The organism is Pseudomonas sp. B21_DOA, from assembly GCA_030544685.1.
GTDB classification, from domain to species: domain Bacteria; phylum Pseudomonadota; class Gammaproteobacteria; order Pseudomonadales; family Pseudomonadaceae; genus Aquipseudomonas; species Aquipseudomonas fluorescens_AO.
Window position 1 is genome coordinate 5,006,695 of the sequence record CP086683.1, and the last position, 22,721, is coordinate 5,029,415.

Annotated in this window: 8 protein-coding genes and 2 pseudogenes; 4 read left to right on the top strand and 6 right to left on the bottom strand. The window is 61.6% G+C overall.

The genetic code is table 11. The features are described from left to right. Nucleotides 1–106: 106 nt before the first annotated feature. From LJU32_23135 to LJU32_23145, 3 genes are all read right to left on the bottom strand, one after another. Nucleotides 107–628 carry a GNAT family N-acetyltransferase gene (locus LJU32_23135; protein WKV88321.1) on the bottom strand — a complete coding sequence of 174 codons (522 nt, stop codon included), beginning with the start codon at nucleotides 626–628 and terminating at the stop codon, nucleotides 107–109. Nucleotides 629–842: 214 nt separating this feature from the next. Then, nucleotides 843–2,165 carry a two-component sensor histidine kinase gene (locus LJU32_23140; GenBank protein ID WKV88322.1) on the bottom strand — a complete coding sequence of 441 codons (1,323 nt, stop codon included), beginning with the start codon at nucleotides 2,163–2,165 and terminating at the stop codon, nucleotides 843–845. After that, a complete protein-coding gene (locus LJU32_23145; GenBank protein ID WKV88323.1) occupies nucleotides 2,165–2,845 on the bottom strand; it encodes a response regulator in 681 nt (226 codons plus the stop codon). Before LJU32_23145 ends, LJU32_23140 begins: the two co-directional genes overlap by 1 nt. A 253-nt stretch (nucleotides 2,846–3,098) precedes the next feature. Between LJU32_23145 and LJU32_23150 the strand changes: the two genes are divergently transcribed. From LJU32_23150 to dsbG, 4 genes and pseudogenes are all read left to right on the top strand, one after another. Beyond that, the gene (locus tag LJU32_23150) at nucleotides 3,099–3,791 is read left to right on the top strand and encodes a hypothetical protein (GenBank protein ID WKV88324.1); all 693 of its coding nucleotides are present in this window, start codon (nucleotides 3,099–3,101) and stop codon (nucleotides 3,789–3,791) included. 63 nt (nucleotides 3,792–3,854) lie between these two features. After that, nucleotides 3,855–5,620 (top strand): annotated as a pseudogene (gene dsbD, locus LJU32_23155) (protein-disulfide reductase DsbD). After that, entirely contained in the window at nucleotides 5,620–6,501 is an 882-nt protein-coding gene (locus LJU32_23160) for a TlpA family protein disulfide reductase (GenBank protein WKV88325.1), read from the top strand. Before dsbD ends, LJU32_23160 begins: the two are co-directional and overlap by 1 nt. After that, nucleotides 6,477–7,247, top strand: coding sequence for a thiol:disulfide interchange protein DsbG (gene dsbG, locus LJU32_23165; protein ID WKV88326.1), 771 nt, complete (start codon nucleotides 6,477–6,479; stop codon nucleotides 7,245–7,247). The genes LJU32_23160 and dsbG overlap by 25 nt, the downstream gene beginning before the upstream one ends. 30 nt (nucleotides 7,248–7,277) lie before the next feature. Here dsbG and LJU32_23170 read toward each other — a convergent pair whose 3' ends face one another. The 3 genes and pseudogenes from LJU32_23170 to LJU32_23180 form a co-directional block, all read right to left on the bottom strand. After that, nucleotides 7,278–8,306, bottom strand: a complete 1,029-nt coding sequence (locus LJU32_23170; GenBank protein ID WKV88327.1) for a ParB/Srx family N-terminal domain-containing protein — start codon at nucleotides 8,304–8,306, stop codon at nucleotides 7,278–7,280. A gap of 160 nt (nucleotides 8,307–8,466) precedes the next feature. Beyond that, a complete protein-coding gene (locus LJU32_23175; protein WKV88328.1) occupies nucleotides 8,467–9,291 on the bottom strand; it encodes an alpha/beta fold hydrolase in 825 nt (274 codons plus the stop codon). 191 nt (nucleotides 9,292–9,482) lie between these two features. Then, nucleotides 9,483–22,479, bottom strand: a pseudogene (locus LJU32_23180) (non-ribosomal peptide synthetase). Nucleotides 22,480–22,721 lie beyond the last annotated feature (242 nt).

Genomic DNA, 22,721 nt, shown 5'->3' on the forward strand with positions numbered 1-22,721 from the left:
CTCTCGACCCCTCAATTCGCTATGGATAGTGACCAGAACAGCACACCGACAGGTGCGCGTTCCGGTCGCGGGGCGCACTTGCAGGTTTTCCTGTTCTGGAAACGCTTCAGCGCGGTGCGGATTTACACCCTTGATCGAGTTGTTCGGCCGGTGAGGACAAAGGTTTGCGCAGCGGCACGGTTTGCAGGCCGATGGAGTGGCCGGGTGGCGCTGCCTGTTGGTAACCCAGATGCCGATAGAACGCCTCGGCGGTGCGGGTGCTGTTGAGGTGCACATGCTGCACACCACGAATGCGCAACCAACCCTCGAGATTGTGCATCAGCGCTCTGCCGACGCCTCGGCGGAAGGATTCCGGCTGGACGTAACACAGCAGGATTTCGCCACTGACCCGGGCCATGCCGACACCGACCGGTTTGTCTTCAAGCAAAGCGACGCAGAGATAGAAATGTGGGTCGGCGAGCCGGCTACTGATGAAATCGGCGGGAGAACGGTTGAGCCAGTCGCTGACGAGAAGTGGATGGTTGCGGTGATCGAGTGCACATCCGATGCGGATCGAGCGCTCGACAATGCGGTTGATGATGCCGGTGTCGGCCAAGGTGGCCGGACGTATACAGACGGGTGCTTCCATGGCGCAGTTCCCTCAATCCATTGAGTCAAAGCTGGGTTGACCTTAGCCCCAACCCTGGCGGATAGCGAACGCCGAAAAGTTACATTTGATGTGCCAGAACATGTTTTTTGTGGAGCGAGCCTGCTCGCGAAAGCATCAGGCCATTCAACGTCGATGTTGAATGACTTACCGCATTCGCGAGCAGGCTCGCTCCCACAGGGGATCTGAGGTGAGATCAGAGGGTTTGCAACGGCATGGTCAGTTCGACCCGCAAGCCATCCGCGCGGCTGTCGAAATGCAAGGCGCAGTCACAGCGCTGCACAATCGCCTGGACAATCGCCAGACCCAGCCCGCAGCCGGTGCTTTGCCCGTTGCGCCAGAAGCGCTGAGTCAGATGTTGTATGTCGTCAGGCGCGATGCCCGGGCCATGGTCGCGCACCACAAACCGCACGCGCTTGCCGATGTTTTCCAGCTTGACCTCGACCGCACACTCTTCAGGCGTATGGCGCAGAGCGTTGTCGAGCAGGTTGCGCAGGGCAGCAATCGCCAGTACCGCAGGCATTTGCAGCGGCGCGGCGGACAGGTCATCCGGCACATGCAGTTTGATCCGCAGTCGCTCACCGCCGGTGGCGTCCTGGATCGCCAGTCGGGCCACTTGCTCGGCACTGCATTGCGAACCGTCATCGAACGACAGACTGCCCTCGACCCGCGCCAGCAACAGCAACTGTTCAAGGGTGCGGTGCAGGCGATCGGCGCCCTCCTCGGCGCGAGCCAGCGACTGATCGCGGGCACTGCCGTCGGTCATGCGCGCGACTTGCAGGTGGGTCTTGATCGCCGTCAGCGGACTGCGCAATTCATGCGCGGCGTCACCGGTCAGGCGACGTTCACGCTCGATGGTCTTGCCGATGCGCTGGAACAATTGATTCTGGGTTTCCAGCAACGGCTTCAATTCGCTGGGAAACGCCTGCAACTGCAAGGGCTCAAGGGAATCGGCATTGCGCCGCATCAGCGCCTCGCGCAGTCGATTGAGTGGTGCAAGACCCTGACCGATTCCCAGCCACAACAAACACAAGCAGCCCAGCAAGGCCACACCGACCGGCACCGAAGCGGCGAGCAGAATCGACATGTTCAAGGCTTCGCGTTCGATCTGTCGATCCGCCGTAGTGATGCGCACATCGCCCCGGGCCAGGGTGAAACTGCGCCACGGTGCGCCGTCGATCATCTGATCGTGAAAGCCCATTTTCTCGGCTTCCAGCGCTTGCTCGGGGTTGTTATGGCTTCGCGCAAGAATCTCGCCGCGCAATGAGCTGACCTGACAGGCCATGCCGCCAGGAATATTCAGCTGTTCAGCGCTGAAGTGGGTGCCCTCGCCCTTGCTCGGCAGCGTCGGCAATTGCTCGAGCAGACCGGCGACCATGCGCGCCGAGGCAACCAGACGCTGGTCGAGAGAAAACATCATCTGATTGCGCAAATCGCTGAGCATCCACGCCGCCGCCAGTGCCCAGATCAGCGCGAAGGCGGCGCCGAGCGTCAGGCTCAGGCGCAGGCGCAGACTCATCACTTGCCTTGCTCTGCGCCATCGGCAGGCCCGAGGCGATAGCCCAGACCGCGCACGGTTTCGACGATGCCTTTACCAAGCTTGCTGCGCAGATGATGGATATGCACGTTCAGTGCGTTGCTTTCCAGTTCGTCGTTGAAACCGTATACGCTGTCCTTCAGTTGCTCGGTGGACAGCACCCGTCCGCGATTGTGCAGCAGTGCCTGCAACAGTGACTGCTCGCGGCGCGACAAATCCACCGGTTGCCCGGCCAGACGGGTTTCCCGGCTGCTCGGGTCGTAGGTGAGCGCGCCGTGCTCGATCAGATTGACGCTGCGCCCGGCCACTCGGCGCAACAAGGTTTGCAGCCGAGCGAACAGTTCGCGCAGGTCGAAAGGCTTGAGCAGGTAGTCGTCAGCGCCGGCCTGCAAGCCGTCGACACGATCAGTTACTGAATCGCGAGCGGTGAGAATCAACACGGGGATTTCCAGGCCGCTCTGGCGCAATTGCTGCAGCAACTTGAGGCCGTCTTCGTCGGGCAGGCCGAGGTCGAGCACCATCACGTCGAATTCCGCGACCTTGAGCATCGCCCGCGCCTTCGACGCGGTGTTGACGTGCTCGACGGTCAGGCCCTGTGCCGTGAGCCCGGCAACGATACCGCTGGCGATCAGTTCGTCGTCTTCGCAAACCAGTACGTGCATGGGGGCTCCGTGGATAAAAACGCGAGTGAAACAGGCGAAGATTAAGGCGCAATTATGGCGCTACATGTCGGGTTCGGGAAGCTGCACGAAAACAAGGTGGGTTATCGCGTATCAGCGACGAATGCGAGGCCCAGCGTCACAATTATTTTTTGCTGTTTACCCATCCAGAAACAATTCCGGACTGTATCGAAAACATGACTTCATTTAGTTTCTGCTTGCCGCTTCGAATCCACTTTTAAACGGAATTTAAAACATGAGCAACTTGAATAACTTCGTCGCCATAGACTGGCGCTCCGGCCCCGATCGAATTTATTTTTTCTTCAAGGACACCGACACTTATTCGCGCTTTGATATTGGCGACAATAGCGTATCGAAAAATTATCCAGCCTCCACTTCTGGCAGCTGGGATACTTTCGACCCTTATACAAAGGACCTGCGCTTCGGCTTGACCACCACTTCGTTTGGCTGGAATGCCGGCAGTGACGAGGATATTGCCTGGTTGTTCTTTTATCAGGGAACAACCCCGATGGTCTGCAAATATGACCAGGACAACGATAAGGTGGCTGCTTTCTACAAGGTCGCTGACTCTATCTGGAAGCCGATCCTTCCTTATTTCGACAAGATTATCGCCGGCACCTGGTTTCAACTTACCGGCCACCCCTTCCTGTTCCGATTTATCCTTGATGACGGACACTATCTCTCTTTCAACTACAAGGCCAAGACTCTTACGCGCAACCGCTTCGGCGAATATCAACTAGGCGCGCTGAAACCCTATAAAGACCGAATTATCACTGCGGCACAGAATGACCGGACATTCGCGGACAGCTACTGGTACATCTTCCTCACCAACAATCAGTATTTGACCTACAACATTCAATCCGACCGACTGGTTTCCGGCCCCACAACAATCAATGACGACAATTGGCCCGGCCTGCTGCGTGGCTGATTGGTCAATCCCGGCGAGGCTAGTAGGATAGGGTTAATTATCGGTTAATCGCCGCCGCCCATCCTGCACCCCACTTGCACAGGGACAAGGCTCCTCCATGCGTCATTTTTTCTTCTGTTTGCTCTGCTGATTTCCGGTCTGGCTCAGGCCGGAAACAATCCGTTCGAGTCCAAGCCGGACTTTTTACCCGTCGACAAGGCATTCGTACTGACTTCCGAGCGTCTGGAGTCGGGCGAAACCCAGCTGTTCTGGCAGATCACTGACGGCTACTACCTCTATCAAAAACGTTTGAAATTCGACGGACTGGCCGCCGATCAGCAGCCGGTGCTGCCTGACGGCGAATCCCACAGCGATGAGTTCTTCGGCGAGCAGCCGGTCTATCGGCAAGGGCTGGAAGTGAAGATCCCGGCGGCGGCCAGTGGTCAGATCAAGGTCAGTTATCAGGGCTGCGCCGATGCCGGTCTGTGCTACCCACCGCAAACCCGGGTGATCGATCTGGGCGGCAAAGCCGCAGCAACAACGGGCGCTGAAGCGCCGGATCAGGCGTTGGCCAGCAGCCTGCAACAACGGGCGCTGGGCTGGAGCCTTTGGTGTTCTTCGGTCTTGGTCTGCTGTTGGCGTTCACGCCGTGTTCGCTGCCGATGCTGCCGATTCTGGCCGGCATGATTGTCGGCAGTGGTGCCACGCCTCGGCGCGGGTTTGCCTTGGCAAGCAGCTACGTGATCTGCATGGCGCTGGTCTATGCGGCGATGGGTGTGATTGCAGCGCTGCTCGGTGCAAACCTGCAGGCGTGGTTGCAGAACCCTTGGCTGCTCGGTGCGTTTGCAACGATTTTCGTGGTGCTGGCATTGCCGATGTTCGGCTTCTTCGAGCTGCAACTGCCGGTGGCACTGCGTGATCGACTTGAACATGCGTCGCGCAGCCGCAGCGGCGGCAGCCTGATCGGCGCCGGTGTGCTGGGCGCATTGTCCGGTCTGTTGGTCGGGCCGTGCATGACCGCGCCACTGGCCGGTGCGCTGCTGTACATCGCGCAAAGCGGTAACGCCTTGCACGGTGGTCTGATCCTGTTTGCGCTGGGCATCGGCATCGGTGTGCCGCTGTTGCTGCTGGTCACCGTCGGCAACCGCTTCCTGCCGAAACCCGGCGCATGGATGAATCTGCTCAAGGGCATATTCGGCTTCCTCTTTCTCGCAACCGCATTGCTGATGCTGCGTCCGGTGCTGGATTCGTCGTTGTGGCTGGGTCTGTGTGGCGCGCTGCTGGTGATTGCGGCTTACAGCGCCTGGAAACAATCCGCAGGGTTTGGCCGCGTCGCGCAGATGTTTGGCGCCCTGTCCCTGTTGCTCGGTTTGTGGGGCAGCGTGTTGGTGATCGGTGCGGCGGGCGGCAGCGATGATCCGTATCAGCCGTTGCAGGTCTACAGCGCCGGCCGTGTCGCCAGCGCAGCGCCGACAGGTCACGATGCCTTCACGACGATCAAGGAGCCGGCCGTTCTACAACGTGAACTCGACGCGGCCAAGGCTCAGGGCCAGTGGGTACTGCTCGATTACTACGCCGATTGGTGTGTGTCGTGCAAGGTCATGGAGAAGAAGGTATTCGGCGAGGCCAAAGTCATGCAGGCATTGAGTGATGTGCGCCTGCTGCGCCTGGATGTGACCGCCGACAACGCCGCCAGCCGCGACCTGCTCAGTCGCTACAAAGTGCCGGGGCCGCCGACGTTCATCTGGATCGGCGCTGACGGCGAAGAACGCCGCAGCCAGCGCATCACTGGCGAGGTCGATGCCGACACCTTCCTGCAACGCTGGTCCACTACCCGAGACGCCAACTGATGCTGACGTTCACCCTCGGCACTTTCGCCATCGCGCTCAACCACCTGCTGCTGATCAGTGCTTTGGCGCTGGCGACGTTTGTCGGCTGGCGGGTGGCCAAGCGCGGCGGCGATAACCCCGAGTCGGCGCTGTTCAGCCTGTTCTTGCTGGGCATGCTTGCGGCGCGCATTGCGTTTGTCGCTCTGTACTGGTCGCACTATCGCAATGACCCGTGGCAGATCATCGATCTGCGCGACGGTGGTTTCCTCGCCTGGCCCGGGGTGATCGTTCTGTTGTTGGCGGCGTTGTATCGCGGCTGGCGGCGCCCTGGACTGCGACGCCCGCTGGGCTTCGGCGTGGTCAGTGGCGTAGCGTTCTGGCTGCTTGCCACCCTGTCGCTGAACATCTATGAACAGGGTACGCGGCTGCCGGATATTTCCCTGCGCAACGCCGCCGGGGAAAAGATCAAGCTCAGTGACTATCAGGGCGGCCCGCTGGTGATCAACCTGTGGGCGACCTGGTGCCCGCCGTGCCGGCGAGAAATGCCGGTGCTGGAAAACGCCCAACAGCAGCGACCGGACCTGACCTTCCTGTTCGTCAATCAGGCCGAAAGCATGCAAAGCGTGGCGACATTTCTGGAAACCCAGGGCCTGAGCCTGAACAACGTGCTGTTCGACCGCAATGGCCGTCTCGGTCAGGCCGTGGGTTCCATGGCGTTACCGACTACGCTGTTCTATAGCCCGGACGGTCGCTTGCTGACCAGTCATCTCGGTGAACTGTCGAACGCCAGCCTCGCCCGCGCCCTGGAAACCTTCGACACTTCACCTTCAAGCCCGAATCAGGCCGTTGCCCCGGCCAACTCTGCAAGGAAACTGCCATGCCCCGCCTCCGCCACCTGCTGACGCTGACCCTGGGCACTGCCCTGCTGCACTTGCCGTCGGTGCAGGCTGCTGAAGAACTGCCCGCGGCGATCAAAAAGATCGAAGCCAAGGGCGCGAAAATCGTCGGCCAGTTCGACGCCCCCGATGGCCTGCGCGGGTACGCCGCGCAATACCAGAATCGCGGCATGGCGCTGTACCTGACCCCGGACGGCAAACACGTCGTGGTGGGCAATCTGTACGATGCCGACGGCAAGGACCTGAGCAGCGAACCTTTGCAAAAACTCGTCTACGCGCCGATGTCCAAGGAAGTCTGGGCCAAGTTCGAGGCGAGCAACTGGATTCAGGACGGCAACAAGGACGCGCCGCGCACGGTGTACCTGTTCAGCGACCCGAACTGCCCATACTGCAACATGTTCTGGGAACAGGCACGGCCATGGGTCAAGGCGGGCAAGGTGCAGTTGCGCCACATCATGGTCGGCATCATCCGCGAAGACAGCCCTGGCAAGTCAGCCGCGCTGCTGGCAGCGAAAGACCCGGCCAAGGCCCTGGAAGATCACGAAAAAGCCGGCAAGGGCAGCGCGCTGAAGGCCTTGAAAGACATCCCGGTCGCCGTGCAAACCAAACTCGCGACCAACATGCAGTTGATGGAAGACCTCGAACTGCAGGCCACCCCGGCGATTTTCTACCTGGACGACAAAGGCGAACTGCAACAACAGCAAGGCGCGCCTTCGCCGGACAAGTTGGTGAAGATTCTCGGGCCGAAATAGCCTTCACAAGCACTGACCGGTGCGGGTTGATCAGTACTCACACCGTTCGATAATGTCCTGCAAGTGCTCAGTCTTTCCCTGTTCCGTGAGAAAGGTTGTCACCTCAGCGCACCACGCTTGGTCTGAGGGAATACCGGCCCAAGCGTGCGTCCCCGCCCAATGCCAGGGACGGTCGTCAAACGTATTGATCAGCGCTTGATTGAATGTGTGAACGTTGAACTTGGGATTTTTCGCATTCTGCAATAACAACGAACCGAACACGCGCTGTTGCGTCGCATCGCATGGTTTGATTTGCTGGGCTTTGGTCGAGCTCAAGACAATGAAATCAGGTTTGACACCTTCATCGAGCGCGGCCTGCAATCTGTAATGTCCATCGATGATCACGTAAGAACACAGCCCACCCACATACCAGAGCAGGACCGGCGGCAAGCTGCCCTCCCTGGCTTTTTTGCGCCACCATTTGAGGCGACCTGCCAAAGGGTCCACCGTGTGCAGACCGATCAAGTGCCCCAAATCCCAATCAAGCCAATGCACGGTGTGCGGTTGCACATTGTCGAGAATGCCCTCGCCGCGCGCGTACCAGTTGGGTAAATGACTGGACGCATCGGCCGGGGTGGAAAAATACCAGCCATCCCGACCTGCAACGGGTTTGTATCGGCTAACTGCTGGCAATAAAGGGCGCGCCACCCAGTGGCCGGGATAGAGAAAGTCCGCCTGATTGTTCATCAACTGGTTGATGAAATAGCGACACCAGCGCGGGAAGCGCTCTTGGACGGGTAATTCAAAGTGCTCCTGAACGTCAGCCGAACCGATGGGTGGCACGGATGGCGATTCCAGTTGAACGGGCCGCGGATTGCGAACCAGCCAAGCACCGTAATATGAGGTGGCAATGGTCGCCCAGAAGAGTGGGCTTTCATTGAGCATCAACTTCATCCGCCCGTTGTTGCCACTTTGCAGATGAAGCGGCGGTTTGCTTGATTTCGATCGGTTGACCTCAATACTCAATCCAACCCACTTGTCCTCGAGATCCTTGAGGTCACGCCACCAGAACTGTTGCACGTCGTTCCCTTATCAAATGCTTTTACAGATGAGTTTCACACTCGCGATTGTATTGTGCCCTGAGAGGCCCTTTCGCGAGCAGGCTCGGCCCCACGGTTGACTGCATTCCCTCAGCAAGAATTCGATTAACTGTGGGAGCGAGCCTGCTCGCGAATGAAGCTCACTCGGTCTTGCGGTTGCGCTCGGCCAGAAACGCCAGCAGCGCCTCAGTGACAAACTCGTGATTCTCCAGATTGGAGATATGCCCCGCCTCCGGTACCAGCACACACGGGCAACCAATCAATTCAGCCATTTCCCGGGCTTCGGAGGGTGGCCGCGGTTTGTCCTGATCGCCGCACAGCACCAGTGTCGACGCCGGGTTCAGCTCGCCCAGGCGTGGCAACAGATCGTCGCGGCCAAACGTGATGCGTCCCATCGGTACAATGCTGTCGCGCAGACGCTCGGGCGAGTAGCCCTGCAGTTTTGCGCGGAAGTCCTGATACAGCGCCGACTGCGGGTCGATGCCCGGGCGGAAGAAGATCGGCACGACGATGTCGAGCAGTTGTTCGGAGATGGTCCCGCTGTCTTCGATCTGCTTGAACAGCGAGAAGTAATACTGCCGGGTCGGTTCCGGCTCGACGCCGACGTAGGTGTCCATCAGCACCAGACCGTTGAGACGTTGCGGTGCGGACAATGCCAAACGCGCGCCCCACATGCCGCCGACCGAAAGCCCGACCAGAGTGACGCGGTCGATGTCCAGATGATCAAGCAAGGCCTGCGCCTGTCGGGCAATGTCATCCAGCGATGTGGTGTCTTCGGGTAACTTGCCGGACTCGCCATGCCCCCACAGATCCAGGGCCAGGACGCGATAGTGCGCAGTCAGTGCGGCAATCTGCGGCGCCCACATCGCTTGATCCCAGAGATAACTGCCAGCCAGCAACACGGCCGGGCCGGTGCCTTGATCAATGTAGTGCAGCGCTTGTCCGTCAACCGTGAAAAAGGGCATCGACCACCTCCGCGAGAAAAACAGAACCGGCAGACTGAGCTGCCGGTTGTTGATCGTCAAGGATGGAAATGTACGGCAATGTACAGACGCCATTCGCGAGCAGGCTCGCTCCCACAGAGGTTTTGTAAACACCACAGACCCTGTGTGGGAGCGAGCCTGCTCGCGAAGAGGCCGGCCCAGGCGCTGAAGAACTACAACCCCTCCAGCTCCGCCATCAGATCATTCAACCGATCAACTTTCTCCTCTGTAATGTCACTGGCCGCCAGTCCATCAATGTATTCGGCCAGTTCCTCCACCGTGCTGCATTCGAACATCGCGCGCAGCGGCACGTTGCGTTGCAGGGCTTTTTGTACCCGCGATGCAATTTGCGTAGCCAGCAGCGAATGCCCGCCCAGTTCGAAGAAGTTGTCGCGCACGCCGACCTTTTCCACTTTCAGCACCTCGGCCCAGATATCAGCCAGGGTCTGCTCCAGTGAATTGCGCGGCGCCAGATAATCCGCACTTTGCAACTGACCGATTTCCAGTGCCGGCAAGGCTTTGCGGTCGAGTTTGCCGTTGGCATTCAGGGGCATTTGCTCCAGCCATAGCCAGTGCAGCGGGACCATGTATTCCGGCAGTTCGGCGCGCAGGCGCTGCTTGATCCGTTCCAGGCGCTCGCCCGGATTGAGCGCTGCATCGGCCGCGACCAGATAGCCCACCAAATGCTTGCCGTTGACGCCTTCCTGCACACCCACCGCAGCGTCGCGCACTTCCGGTTGTTCGTGCAGGCGCGCTTCGATTTCACCGAGCTCGATGCGGTAACCGCGAATCTTCACTTGATGATCGACGCGGCCGACGTATTCCAGCACGCCATCGGTGCGGCGCCGCGCCAGATCACCGGTGCGATACAGACGCTCGCCCGGCGCGCCGAACGGGTTCGGCACAAACACCGGCGCGGTGCGCAGCGGATCACTGACATAGCCGCGCCCGACGCCGGTACCAGCCACGCATAATTCGCCCACTGCGCCGAGCGGCACCAGTTCCATCGCGCCATCGAGCAGATAGAGCACGTTGTTGTCGGTTGGCGTGCCGATCGGCAAATAACTGCCGCGCGTCGACGCCATGTCCACACGGAAGAACGCCACGTCATCCGAGCATTCCGCCGGGCCGTAAGCATTGACCAGACCAATGTCCGGGTAACGCAGCAGCCATTGATGGGCCAGTTCCGGCGGCATCGCTTCACCGGTCGGCAACATCCAGCGCAAGCCGTCGAGGCTCATGTGATCAGCGGCGAGCATGCCCTGAATCAGCGACGGCACACTTTCCAGCACGGTGATGCCCTGCGCCTGTACATGCGCCAGCAGACCTTGCGGATCGTGGGCAATCGCATTCGGTACGATGTCGACCCGCGCGCCGAACAACGGCGCGGCAAGGAACTGCCAGACGGAAATGTCAAAGCTTTGCGAGGCGGTCTGCGCGATCACATCGGCCTCGCTCAAGTCGAGGTAAGGACGTTTGCTCAACTGGTTGTTGAGCATGCCGCGCTGCTCGACCATCACGCCTTTTGGCAGCCCGGTCGAACCCGAGGTATAGATCACGTAAGCGAGATTGTCCGGGCCGCTGTGAATGCCGAGATTGTGCGTCGCTGCCACCGATGCCTGCACCTCTTCCCATACCAGAAGGCGCGGACGATTCGAACAACCAAACTCTTCGAGCAAGGTCTGCGCCTGCTCAAGGCAGGCTGCGCTGCACACCAGCAACGGCGTGCGGCTCAGCTCGATGATGCGGCTCAGGCGCTGGCTCGGCAGACCCGGGTCCAGCGGCAGGTAACCGGCACCGGCCTTGAAGCTGCCGATGATCATGCCGAGCAGATCGAGATTACGCTCGGCCAGCAGCGCCACCGGTTGATCCATGCGCACGCCGGCAGCGACCAGGGCATGGCCGAGGCGGTTGGCGTTGTGATTCAGTTCGGCATAGCTCAATTGCTGATCGAGGCAACTGGCGGCGATGCGCTGCGGATGCGCCGCGACCTGCGCTTCGAACAACGCCACGTAGCTTTGCTCCAGCGGATAGTCATGGCCGCTCTGGTTGCAACCGTGCAACAGGAAGTCACGTTCTTCGTCGCCCAGCAGCGGCAAATCGGCCATGTCGCCATGGAAGCCGTCGACCAGCGCCAGCAGCAGGCGCTTGAACTCACTGAGCATGCGCTCGACCGTCGACTCGTCGAAGTAACGCTGGTCATAGGACAGGTGCAAGCCAAGGTCATCGCCCGGGTAACACACCGCCGTCAACGGGAAGTTGGTGTGGGTGCGGCCGGAATCCGAGGTCGCATTCAGGCTCTGTGCACGATCAAGCACCGAGACTTCCACCGGGGCGTTTTCGAAGACGAACAGGCTGTCGAACAGCGGCTGGCCTTTGGGCAATTCGCTCTGTTCCTGGATGTTCACCAGCGGCAGGTATTCGTACTCGCGCAGCTGCATGTTGCTGTCGAGCAACGCGCTGAGCCATTGACGCACGCTGCTGCGCTGATCGTCCTCAGGCATCTTCACCCGCAGGGCGATGCTGTTGATGAACAGGCCGACGGTGCGTTGCATTTCCGGCATCTCCACCGGCCGCCCGGCCACAGTCACGCCGAAGAGCACGTCACGATCGCCGCTCAGGCGCCGCAGAACCAGCGCCCACGCAGCCTGGGCGAAAGTATTGACGGTCAGTTGATGGGCCTGCGCCAGTTCCCGCAGCCGTGCACCGTCCTCGACATTGAGGCGGGTGTAACGATCACCAACGATCATGCCGCCACTTTCGCCGGCGTGTTCGCGCAGGAACGGCCGGTCGCTCGGGATCGGCGTGGTGCGCTCGAAGCCTTGCAGATTCTGCCGCCACCACTGCCGCGCCTCGGCCAGGCTCTGACGTTGCAGCCAGCCGATATAGTCGCGATAACGCGGCGGCACGCTCAACTGTGCTTCGCGTCCTTCACCGAGGGCGGTGTAGATCTCGAAGAAGTCGTTCATCAGCAGCGAACGGCACCAGGCGTCGATGAGGATGTGGTGGTTGCTCATCATGAACCAGTAGCGCGCCGCGCCGACCTTGATCAGGCGCAGGTGGAATGGCGCCTGATTGAGCAGATCGAACCCGGCTTCGCGCTCGCTTTTCAGCAGCGCTTGCAGCTGTGGTTCCTGCTCGGTTTCGGCGACCGCGCTCCAGTCCAGATACTCGATCGGCGTACGTCCCGGCGTATGAATCACTTGCAGCATGTCTTCGCCAACGTTCCAGCAGAACGAAGCGCGCAAAGCTTCATGACGGGCGACCACCGCTTGCCAGGCCTGGGCGAAACGCTCGGGGTCGAGTTCGCTGTTGATGCGATAACGATCCTGCATGTAGTACAGACCGGTGCCCGGCTCGAGCAAGGTGTGCAGCAACATGCCTTCCTGCATCGGCGTCAGCGGATAGACATCTTCGATGTGCGCGGCCGGCACCGGCAGCGCATCGAGTTGCGCCTGAGTCAGTCTGGCCAGCGGGAAATCCGACGGCGTCAGGCCGCCGGCTTCGTCTTGCAGACAATGGGCGATCAGGCTTTGCAACTCGCCGAGGTAAGCGGCGGCCAGATCGTTAATGGTTTGCGCCTCGTAACGCTCGGCACTGAAAGTCCAGCGCAGCAGCAGTTCACCACCGTAAACCTGACTGTCGACACTCAGCTCGGTGGGCAACGGCGCCTGCGGATCGTGGGCGGCACCGACCGCCTCATCCAGCGGACGGAACAGCGCATCGCTGCCGAAGCTCTGGTCGAACTGGCCGAGGTAGTTGAAGGTGACCTGCGCCTGCGGCAGCGCGGCCATGTTCTGGCGGCAGCCGTCATCGGCCAGATAACGCAACACGCCATAACCGAGACCTTTGTGCGGCACGGCGCGCAGTTGTTCTTTGATCGCCTTGATCGAAGCGCCCTGCCCGGCGGCCTCTTCGACATTGTGCGGGGTCAGGCGCAGCGGATAAGCGCTGGTGAACCAACCGACGGTGCGGGTCAGATCAATCTCGTCGAACAGGGTTTCGCGACCGTGTCCTTCCAGTTGAATCAGTGCCGAGGGCTGGCCGCTCCAGCGGCACAGCACACGGGCCAGCGCGGTCAGCAGCAGGTCGTTGACCTGAGTGCGATAAGCGCTCGGTGCCTGTTGCAGCAACTGCCGGGTGCGCTCGGCATCGAGGCGTACGCTGACGGTTTGCGCATGGCGATTCTGCCTGCCGCCCTGCGGGTTTTCGCAAGGCAGATCAGCGCTCCGCCCGGCCAGTTGCGCCTGCCACCAGCTCAATTCCTCACGCAGCGATTCGCTGCCGGCGTAGGCCTGCAAACGCGCGGCCCAGTCCTTGAAGGCGCTGGTTTTCGCCGGCAGGTTCAGCGGCTGCGCAGCGTCGAGTTGGCGATAGGCGGTTTGCAGATCATCCAGCAGCACGCGCCAGGAAACGCCGTCGACGACCAAGTGGTGGATGGCGATAAACAGACGTTGCTGATCATTCGCTACATCGACCAGCACTGCGCGCAGTAACGGGCCGTTTTGCAGATTCAGGCTGCGTTGCGCGTCGGCGAACAGGGCTTCGCACCGGTCCAGCGAATCGACGTTGAATTGCCAGAGCAGATCATCACTCGACAGCACTTGATGCGTCGCTTGCCATGCATCATCGGTTTCAGTGAAACGCAGACGCAGCGCATCGTGCTGCTCAATCACCGCCAGCAAGGCTTGCTGCAATCGTTGCGGTTCGAGGCGCGCAGTCGGTTCCAGCAACAGCGCCTGATTCCAGTGCTGGCGCTGGGGAATGTCCGTATCAAAGAACCAGTTCTGAATGGGCGTCAGGCGCGACTCGCCGACCACCAGGCCTTGCTCGGCCGTCACTTGCTGGGTGCGACTGGCAACGGCGGCGAGCGTCTGCACGGTCTGGTGCTGGAACAGGTCGCGCGGGCTGAAGTGAATGCCCTGCTGACGCGCGCGGCTGACCACTTGAATCGACAGAATCGAGTCGCCGCCGAGTTCGAAGAAGTTATCGTTGAGGCCGACCTGCCTGACGTTGAGCACGTCGCACCAGATCTGCGCCAGGGTCTGTTCCAGCGCGTTGCTCGGCGCGACATAGTCCTGACGATTGAGCTGCGGGTCCGGCGCCGCCAAGGCGCGGCGGTCGAGTTTGCCGTTGGCGGTGAGCGGCATGCTCGCCAGCAGCATCAGGTGAGTCGGCACCATGTAATCCGGCAGTTGCGCCTTGAGGTGAGTCTTCAGTGCCTCGCGCAGCTCCGCTTGTTGCACCTCATTTCGCTCGGCTACTTCGGTCACCAGGTAGCCCACCAGTTGCTTGCCACTCGGCGCATCCAGCGCCAGCACCACCGCTTCGCGGATCGAAGGGTGATCAAGCAGGCGCGTTTCGATTTCGCCCAGCTCGATGCGGAAACCGCGGATTTTCACTTGATGGTCGATCCGCCCCAGATACTCGACCAAACCATCGGCACGCTGGCGCACCAGGTCGCCGGTGCGATACATGCGCCCGCCGTCAGCGGCAAACGGGTCCGCGACAAAACGCTCGGCGCTGATGCCCGGGCGGTCGTGATAGGCCTGAGCCAGACCGGCGCCGCCGACAAACAATTCACCGGTCGCGCCTTGCGGCACCAAGGCCAGATCGGCATCAAGAATGTACGCGACCCGAGCACCGATCACGCTGCCGATCGGCACACTGCCGGCGCCCTCTTCCAGCACCTGCGGCGCCAGACTGGCCAGCGGCATGACCACGGTTTCGGTCGGGCCGTAGGCGTTGAAGAACTGCGCCGGCTGGAACGCCGCGCGGATGCGCTGTAGATGCTCGCCGGTCAGTGCTTCGCCGCCGGTGATGATCATCCGCACCGGGAGGGCTTCATTCTGCGTGGCAAGGAACTGCGCCAACTGGCTGCCGTAGCTTGGCGTAAAGCCGAGGACGTTGATCCGATGCGCACGAATCAAGCCGCAGATTTCTTCCGCGTCCCATTGGCCTTGCGCCCGCAGCACCACCTGCGCACCGCTGAGCAGCGGCACCAGCAAACGCTCGGTGGCGGCGTCGAAGTTGATCGAATAGAAATGCAGTTCACAGTCGTCCGGGCGCATGCCGAAACGTTCGATCACCGCCTGACAGTGCATGGCAATTTCGCCGTGGGAGACCACCACGCCTTTCGGTTTGCCGGTCGAGCCCGAGGTGTAAATCAGGTAGGCCTGATGTTGCGGCAGGCTGATAAACGGCAGCGCGCTGGCCGGGAAGCTGGCCAACGCTGCACTGTCATCTTCCAGGCACCAGCGCGCCACGCTTGGCGGCAACTCACCGAGGGCTTCGAACATCGCCCGATCGCTGAGTAGCAAGCCGATACGACTGTCTTCGATCATGTAGTGCAAACGATCCAGCGGATACTCCGGATCCAGCGGCACATAGGCGCCGCCAGCCTCGAGAATCGCCAGCAGGCCGATGACCATTTCCAGCGAACGCTCCAGCGCCAGACCGACCCGCACTTGCGGGCCGACCCCACGTTCACGCAGCGCCCAGGCCAGACGATTGGCCCGGGCATCGAGTTCGGCATAGCCCAGGGTCTGCCCCGCAAAGGTCAGCGCCGGTGCGTCTTTGCGCGCCAGTGCCTGTTCGGCGAACAGATGATGGATGCACTGGTCGAGACGATGCTCGCCCGGCTCGACACCGAGGCTGTCGAGCAGGTGCTGTTGCTCGGTGTTGTCGAGCAACGGCAGTTCGCTGAGGCGCTGCTGTGGATCAGCGATCAACGCTTCAAGCAGGTTGCGCCAATGCCTGGCCATGCGTTCGATGGTCGGTTCGTCGAACAGATCGGTGCTGTAGGTCAGGCAGCAACCGAGCCGATGGTCGAGGTCGGTGACTTCCAGATTGAGGTCGAACTTGGTCGCCCGCGCATCGTTGGCCAGATACTCGACAGTCATCCCAGCCAGGGTGCGGCTCTGCTGGAATTCCCAGCGCTGCACGTTGCACATCACCTGGAACAACGGGTTGTAAGCCGCGCTGCGCGGTGGCTGCAAGGCTTCGACCAAATGATCGAACGGCAGATCCTGATGGGACTGGCCTTCGATCACGGTGTGGCGCACCTGCTCGAACAATTCGCCGACCGACATCTGCCCGTCGAGCTGGCAACGCAGCACCTGGGTGTTGAGGAACGCCCCGATCAGCCCTTCGCTTTCCGGGCGGATGCGGTTGGCCACCGGTGCGCCGATGCGCAGGTCGGTCTGGCCGCTGTAGCGGTAGAGCAACGTGGCGAGCGCGGCGGTCATGGTCATGAACAGGGTCAGGCCGTTTTGCGCATTGAACGTCCGCACCCGCGCAGCGAGATCATCGCTCAGATCGAAACGGAACAGCTCGCCCCGATGGCTCTGTACCGGCGGACGCGGACGGTCGCCGGGCAATTCCAGCAACGGATGCTCACGGCCGAGTTGCGCGGTCCAGTAATCGAGCTGGCGCTGGCGCTCGCCGGACTCCAGCCAGTTGCGCTGCCAGACGCTGTAGTCGAGGTATTGCACCGGCAGCGGCTCGAGCGGTGTTTCCCGCTCATCGACGAACGCTTCGTACAGCGCACTGAGTTCACGGGCAAAGATGTCCATTGCCCAGCCTTCGGTGACGATGTGGTGCAAGGTCAGGACGAAGTAATGCTCGTGCTCGGCGGTCTTGACCAGACAGGCACGTAGCAACGGACCAGTTTCCAGATCGAACGGCTGGTGCGCTTCTGCGTCAGCCAGTTGTTGCACTTGTTGCTCGCGCAGCTGCGCCGGCAGGCTGGAAAAATCCTTCCAGCCCATGCGCACACCGGTCTCGGCATGCACCTGTTGGCGGGCGACGCCATCGACACTTGGGAATGTGGTGCGCAAGGTTTCGTGGCGCAGGATCAGCGCCTGCAACGCGGCCTCGAAATGCTCGACATGCAGCACGCCGCGCAAGCGCGCCATACCGCCGACGTTGTACGCCGGGCTGTCCGGTTCCATCTGCCAGAGGAACCACATGCGCTGCTGCGAATAGGACAGCGGCACCGCTTGGCTGCGGTCGATTTTTGCAATCGGCAACTGTTGATTGGTGCGACCGCTGACCTGGATCAGGCGAATCTGTTCGGCGTAATCGCCCAGTTCGCTGTGCTCGAACAAGGTGCGCAGCGGCAGCTCCACGTCACAGGCCTGGCGTGTGCGTGAAATGATTTGCGTGGCCAGCAGCGAGTGACCGCCGAGGGCGAAGAAATCATCACGCAGGCCGACCTGGCTCAGGCCGAGCACCTCGCGCCAGATGCCGGCGATCTGTTGCTCCAGCTCAGTGACCGGTTCGATGTGTTCACGCACTTGCCATTGCGGCTCGGGCAAGGCGCGGCGGTCGAGTTTGCCGCTGGGGCTGAGCGGCATCGCGTCGAGGCGCAGCAGTTGCGCCGGGACCATGTAATCCGGCAGCTCAGCGGCCAAAGCGTTCTTCAGCCAAGCGATTTGTTGGTCGGCATTTTCCTGCGTATCGCTCGCCGTGAAGTAGCCGATCAGTTGCCCACCGGCAGCGGTTTCGCGCACCAGTACCACGGCCTGGGCGACGCCATTTTGCGCCAGCAGTCGCGCCTGGATTTCTTCCGGTTCGACGCGAAAGCCACGCAGCTTGACCTGCTGATCGAGACGGCCGAGGTATTCGATCACGCCATCCGAGGACCAGCGCGCACGGTCGCCGGTGCGGTACAAACGGGCGCCCTGCTCGCCCAGTGGATCGACGACAAAACGCTCGGCGGTCAACGCCGGACGACCAAGGTAACCGCGAGCCAGACCAAGACCGCTGATGCACAGTTCACCCGCGACACCCGCCGGCACTGGATTGAGATCGGCATCAAGGATGCGGCAGACCACATTGCCCAGCGGCCGGCCAATCGGCGAGCGCTCGCCATCGGCAGTTGTGCAGTGCCAATGGGTGACGTTGATCGCGGTTTCCGTCGGCCCGTAGCGGTTGTGTAACTGCACCGCTGGCAATTGCGCCAGTACCCGGTTGCGCAACTCGGCGGGCAAGGCTTCACCGCCGGAAAACACCCGGCGCAGGCTGGTGCACTCGGCACTCAGCGGCTCGTCGATGAACAGCGCCAGCAGCGGCGGCACGAAGTGCAGCGTGGTCACGCCGTGCTTCTGGATCAGTTGCGCAATGCGATGCGGGTCACGGTGCTCGCCGGGGCGGCAAGCAGCAGACGCGCGCCAGTGATCAGCGGCCAGAAGCATTCCCACACCGAGACGTCGAAACTGATCGGCGCTTTTTGCATCAGCACGTCGGTTTCGTCGAGGCGGTAAGTGTCCTGCATCCATTGCAGGCGCTCGGCCAGCGCGGCGTGGGTGTTGCCGACGCCTTTCGGTTGCCCGGTGGAACCCGAGGTGTAAATCACGTAGGCGAGGTTATCGCCGTGCAGTCGCAGGCCCGGTGCCTGGCTCGGCCATTTATCCAGGTGCAGCGCATCCATGGCGATCACGCTGACACCGTCGCTGGCCGGCAAACGCTCGAGCAATTGCGTCTGGGTAAGGAGCAGTGCGACGCCGCTGTCGCGGAGCATGTACGCGAGGCGTTCGGCCGGATAATCCGGATCAAGCGGCACATAGGCGCCGCCGGCCTTGATGATCGCCAGCAGACCGATCAGCAGTTGCGGCGAACGCTCGGCGGCAATGGCCACGCACACGTCCGGGCCAACGCCTTTGTCGCGCAGGTAATGGGCGAGGCGGTTGGCTTGCGCGTGCAGCTCGGCAAAATCCAGACTACCGCCGTCCCACACCAGCGCGGTGCGTTGCGGGTGTTGCGCAATTGTTGCTCGAGCAGTTCCGGCAGCCAGTGTTGCGCCGGGATGCACGGAGCAACGCTCCAGTCCTTCTGCTGACTCTGCTCGCTGGCGGTCAGCAAGCACAGATCGCCGATGGCCTGCTTTGGCTGTTCGCAGACCTCGCTGAGCAGATTATGGAAATGCTCGGCCAGACGCTCGATGGTCGTGGCATCGAACAGTTCGCTGGCGTAGTCGAACGCCAAGCTCAGACGCCCGTTGCGATCCTCTTCGCTGTGCAATTGCAGATCGAACTTGGCCTCGCGGCTGTGCCACGGCAGTTCTTCGGCGAGCAGACCGGGCAGGCGCTTGAGCGCACTGAGGTCGCGCTGCTGATGGTTGAACATGACCTGGAACAGTCCCTGTTCGCGGGCCTGCGGGAAAGCTTCGAGTAGTTGTTCGAAGGGCAGATCCTGATGGGCCTGGGCGCCGAGTGCGGCCTGGCGGGTCTGGTTCAGCAGCTCGGCAAATGTCAGGCGCGAATCGATTTGCGCACGCAACACCTGGGTATTGATGAAGAAGCCGATCAGGCTTTGGGTTTCCAGGCGCGGACGGTTGGCGTTGGGCACGCCGATGCGAATGTCGCGCTGTCCGCTGTAGCGGTGCAGCAAACTTTGGAATGCGGCGAGCAGGAGCATGAACGGCGTGGCCTCGTGGGCCTGCGCGGTCTGGCGGATCGCCTCGCTGAGCTTGCTACTCAAGCGCACGCTGTGGCGCGCGGCGCTGTGGTTGGTTCTGGTCGAGCGCGGGTGATCGGTGGCCAGTTCCAGCGTCGGATGGTCTTCGCCCAGTTGCGCTTTCCAGTACGCCAGTTGCCGCTCGCCCTCGCCTTGCGCCAGCCATTGCCGCTGCCAGTTGCCGTAGTCGGCGTATTGCGTGGGCAGCGCTGCCAGCGTCGCCGTTGCACCTTGGGTAGCGGCGGCATAGAGGCGCGAGAATTCGTCGAGAAGAATATTCAGCGACCAACCGTCGGCGATGACGTGGTGCATCGTCACCAGCAATTGATGCTCTTCATCATCGAGGCGCACCAGTGTCACCGCCAGCAACGGGCCTTTTTCCAGATCGAACCGAGTGCGCGCCTGGTCTTCGCGAATCTGCTCGGCGCGGGCTTCACGCTCGGCCATTGGCAAGTCGCTGATGTCGATCAGTTGCAGGTTGAATTCGGCATCCGCGAGCACTTGCTGCAATGCCACGCCGTCACGCTCGAAGAAACGTGTGCGCAGTGATTCATGGCGTTCGATCAGTTGCTCAAAGCTGCCGCGCACGGCGTTTACGTCCAGCTCGCCCCGCAGGCGCAGGCCACCGGGAATGTTGTAGGCGCTGCTCTGTGGATCGAGTTGCCAAGTGATCCACAGGCGGTTTTGTGCCAGCGACTGTGGCATCGGTTCGCTGCGCGATAACGTGCTGATTGCATCGTGGGCGCTGCCGCCAGTCTGTTGTTGCTGCGCCACAGCGGCGGCGAAGGCGCACAGGGTGGGCGCTTCGAACAGCAGGCGCAGGCTCAGCTCGACACCGAGTGCGTCGCGAACCCGCGCGACCACTTGCGTGGCGGCGATCGAGTTGCCGCCGAGCAGGAAAAAGTGATCGTGGGCGTTGACCTGCTTGACGTTGAGTTGCTCGGCCCAGATTTGCCCGATCAACGCTTCAAGGTCCGAAGTGCTGCTGGTCGCGTTTTCCGTTGCGGCTGCGATCGAAGGGAACAGCGCGTAACTGTCGAGGCTGCCATCAGCCAGACGATTGCGGCACGCCGAGCGCTGCAGTTTGCCGCTGGAGGTTTTCGGCAACGCGCCCGGATTGAGCAGCACCACCACGCTTGGCGCTTCCTGATACGCCTCGGCCACGGCTTGGCGAATGGCTTTGATCAGCGCATCTGGCGCAAGGATTTTCTGCACGCTGCGGCTGATTTCCGCAGCGATGCCGATGCCCTCTTCGCCGTTGTGAGTGACCGCGAACGCCGCCACCCGGCCTTTGCGCACCACTTCGACTTCGCGCTCGACGGTCTGCTCGATGTCCTGCGGGTAGAGGTTATGGCCTCGGACGATGAGCATGTCTTTCAGGCGCCCGGTGACGAACAGTTCGCCGTCACGGATAAAACCCAGATCGCCGGTGCGCAACCAGGTGCGGCCGGCGTGCTGCACGAAGGTCTTGGCGCTGGCTTCGGGGTTGCGCCAGTAACCGTGGGCGATGCTCGGGCCCGCAGCCCAGACTTCACCGACGGCGTTGTCGGCGAGTTCTTCGAGGGTATTCGGTTCGACGATCAGCACCGCGTGTTCCGGCTGGCTGATGCCGCAACTCATGATCGCATTGCCTTCGCCCGGCTCGGCGCGGTTTTGCGCCAGCGCCTGATCGTCCACGCGCAGCGCCGGGATGCCAGTGCCGCGCGGTGTGCCAGCGACGAACAGAGTCGCCTCGGCCAGACCGTACGAAGCCATGAAACTGTTTTCGCTGAAACCGCAGGCGGCGAATTTTTCAGCGAAGCGCTCGAGGGTGTCGAGGCGGATCGGCTCGGAGCCGGAATAGGCCACGCGCCAACGGCTCAGATCGAGGCGCTCAAGGGCCGATTCGCTGACCCTTTCACTGCACAAGCGGTAGGCGAAATCCGGCCCGCCGCTGATGGTGCCGCCGTATTCGGCGATCGCTTCCAGCCAGCGCAATGGCCGGCCGAGGAAGTAGGCCGGCGACATCAGAATGCACGGCACGCCGCTGAAAATCGGCTGCAACAGACCGCCGATCAGCCCCATGTCGTGGTACAGCGGCAACCAACTGACGATGACGTCGTCCGGGTTAACGTCGATGCCGAAACCGTGACGGATCAGCAGTTCATTGGCGACGAGGTTGCCATGGCTGACCTGCACACCCTTGGGCAACGCGGTGGAGCCGGAAGTGTATTGCAGAAAGGCGATGTGTTCGGGCGGCAGGCTCGGTTCAACCCACTGTTCGGCCAGTGCGCTGTCGAGGGTGTCGACACACAACAGCGGCGGCGCGCCGTCGATTTGTTGCAAGGCATCGCGCAGGTCGGCGCTGGTCAGCAACAGCGTGGGTTCGGCGTCGACAATGATCGACAGCAATCGCTCCTGATGATGACGACGCGCGGATTCCGGCGGATAGGCCGGCACCGCAATCACACCGGCGTACAGGCAACCGAAAAACGCCGCGACGTAATCCGCGCCACTGGGAAACAGCAGCACCGCACGCTCACCGAATCCAGCCTGAGCCTGCAACGCAGCAGCGATGGTGCGCGCGCGTTGATCCAGTTCGCGATAGCTGAGCACCACAGCCTGATCGGCGTTTTCGGCGAGAAAACGCAAGGCCAGTCGGTCCGGCGTCAGGGCCGCGCGACGCTTGAGGGCATGGACCAGGGTGCTGGGGAGTTCGAACGCGTCGGTCATGAGGTTTCCTGCCTGAATTCGGCTTGCAAGTGGAATCGGGTAGCTGCGTCACACCTGTCGAGAGGCGTGCGGGGCGCGGTCTGTGCCGACCGCGCGAGGCATCGAAATGCGCTGGGGCCGGGGATCTGCACCCGGCACCATTCACCAATGAGAACGGATGACCTGGGGAAATAATTAGTCGGCAGGCGCGACGTCCAGCAGGGCTGGGGTGCGGCGGCGTGTCGCAGTTCGCAAAACACATC

Excerpts from the sequence above, each read along its gene's own strand:
- LJU32_23175 (WKV88328.1), bottom strand. The coding sequence starts at position 9,291 with ATGCCCTTTTTCACGGTTGACGGACAAGCGCTGCACTACATTGATCAA.
- LJU32_23145 (WKV88323.1), bottom strand. The coding sequence starts at position 2,845 with ATGCACGTACTGGTTTGCGAAGACGACGAACTGATCGCCAGCGGTATC.
- LJU32_23140 (WKV88322.1), bottom strand. The coding sequence starts at position 2,165 with ATGAGTCTGCGCCTGCGCCTGAGCCTGACGCTCGGCGCCGCCTTCGCG.
- LJU32_23160 (WKV88325.1), top strand. The coding sequence starts at position 5,620 with ATGCTGACGTTCACCCTCGGCACTTTCGCCATCGCGCTCAACCACCTG.
- LJU32_23150 (WKV88324.1), top strand. The coding sequence starts at position 3,099 with ATGAGCAACTTGAATAACTTCGTCGCCATAGACTGGCGCTCCGGCCCC.
- dsbG (WKV88326.1), top strand. The coding sequence starts at position 6,477 with ATGCCCCGCCTCCGCCACCTGCTGACGCTGACCCTGGGCACTGCCCTG.
- LJU32_23135 (WKV88321.1), bottom strand. The coding sequence starts at position 628 with ATGGAAGCACCCGTCTGTATACGTCCGGCCACCTTGGCCGACACCGGC.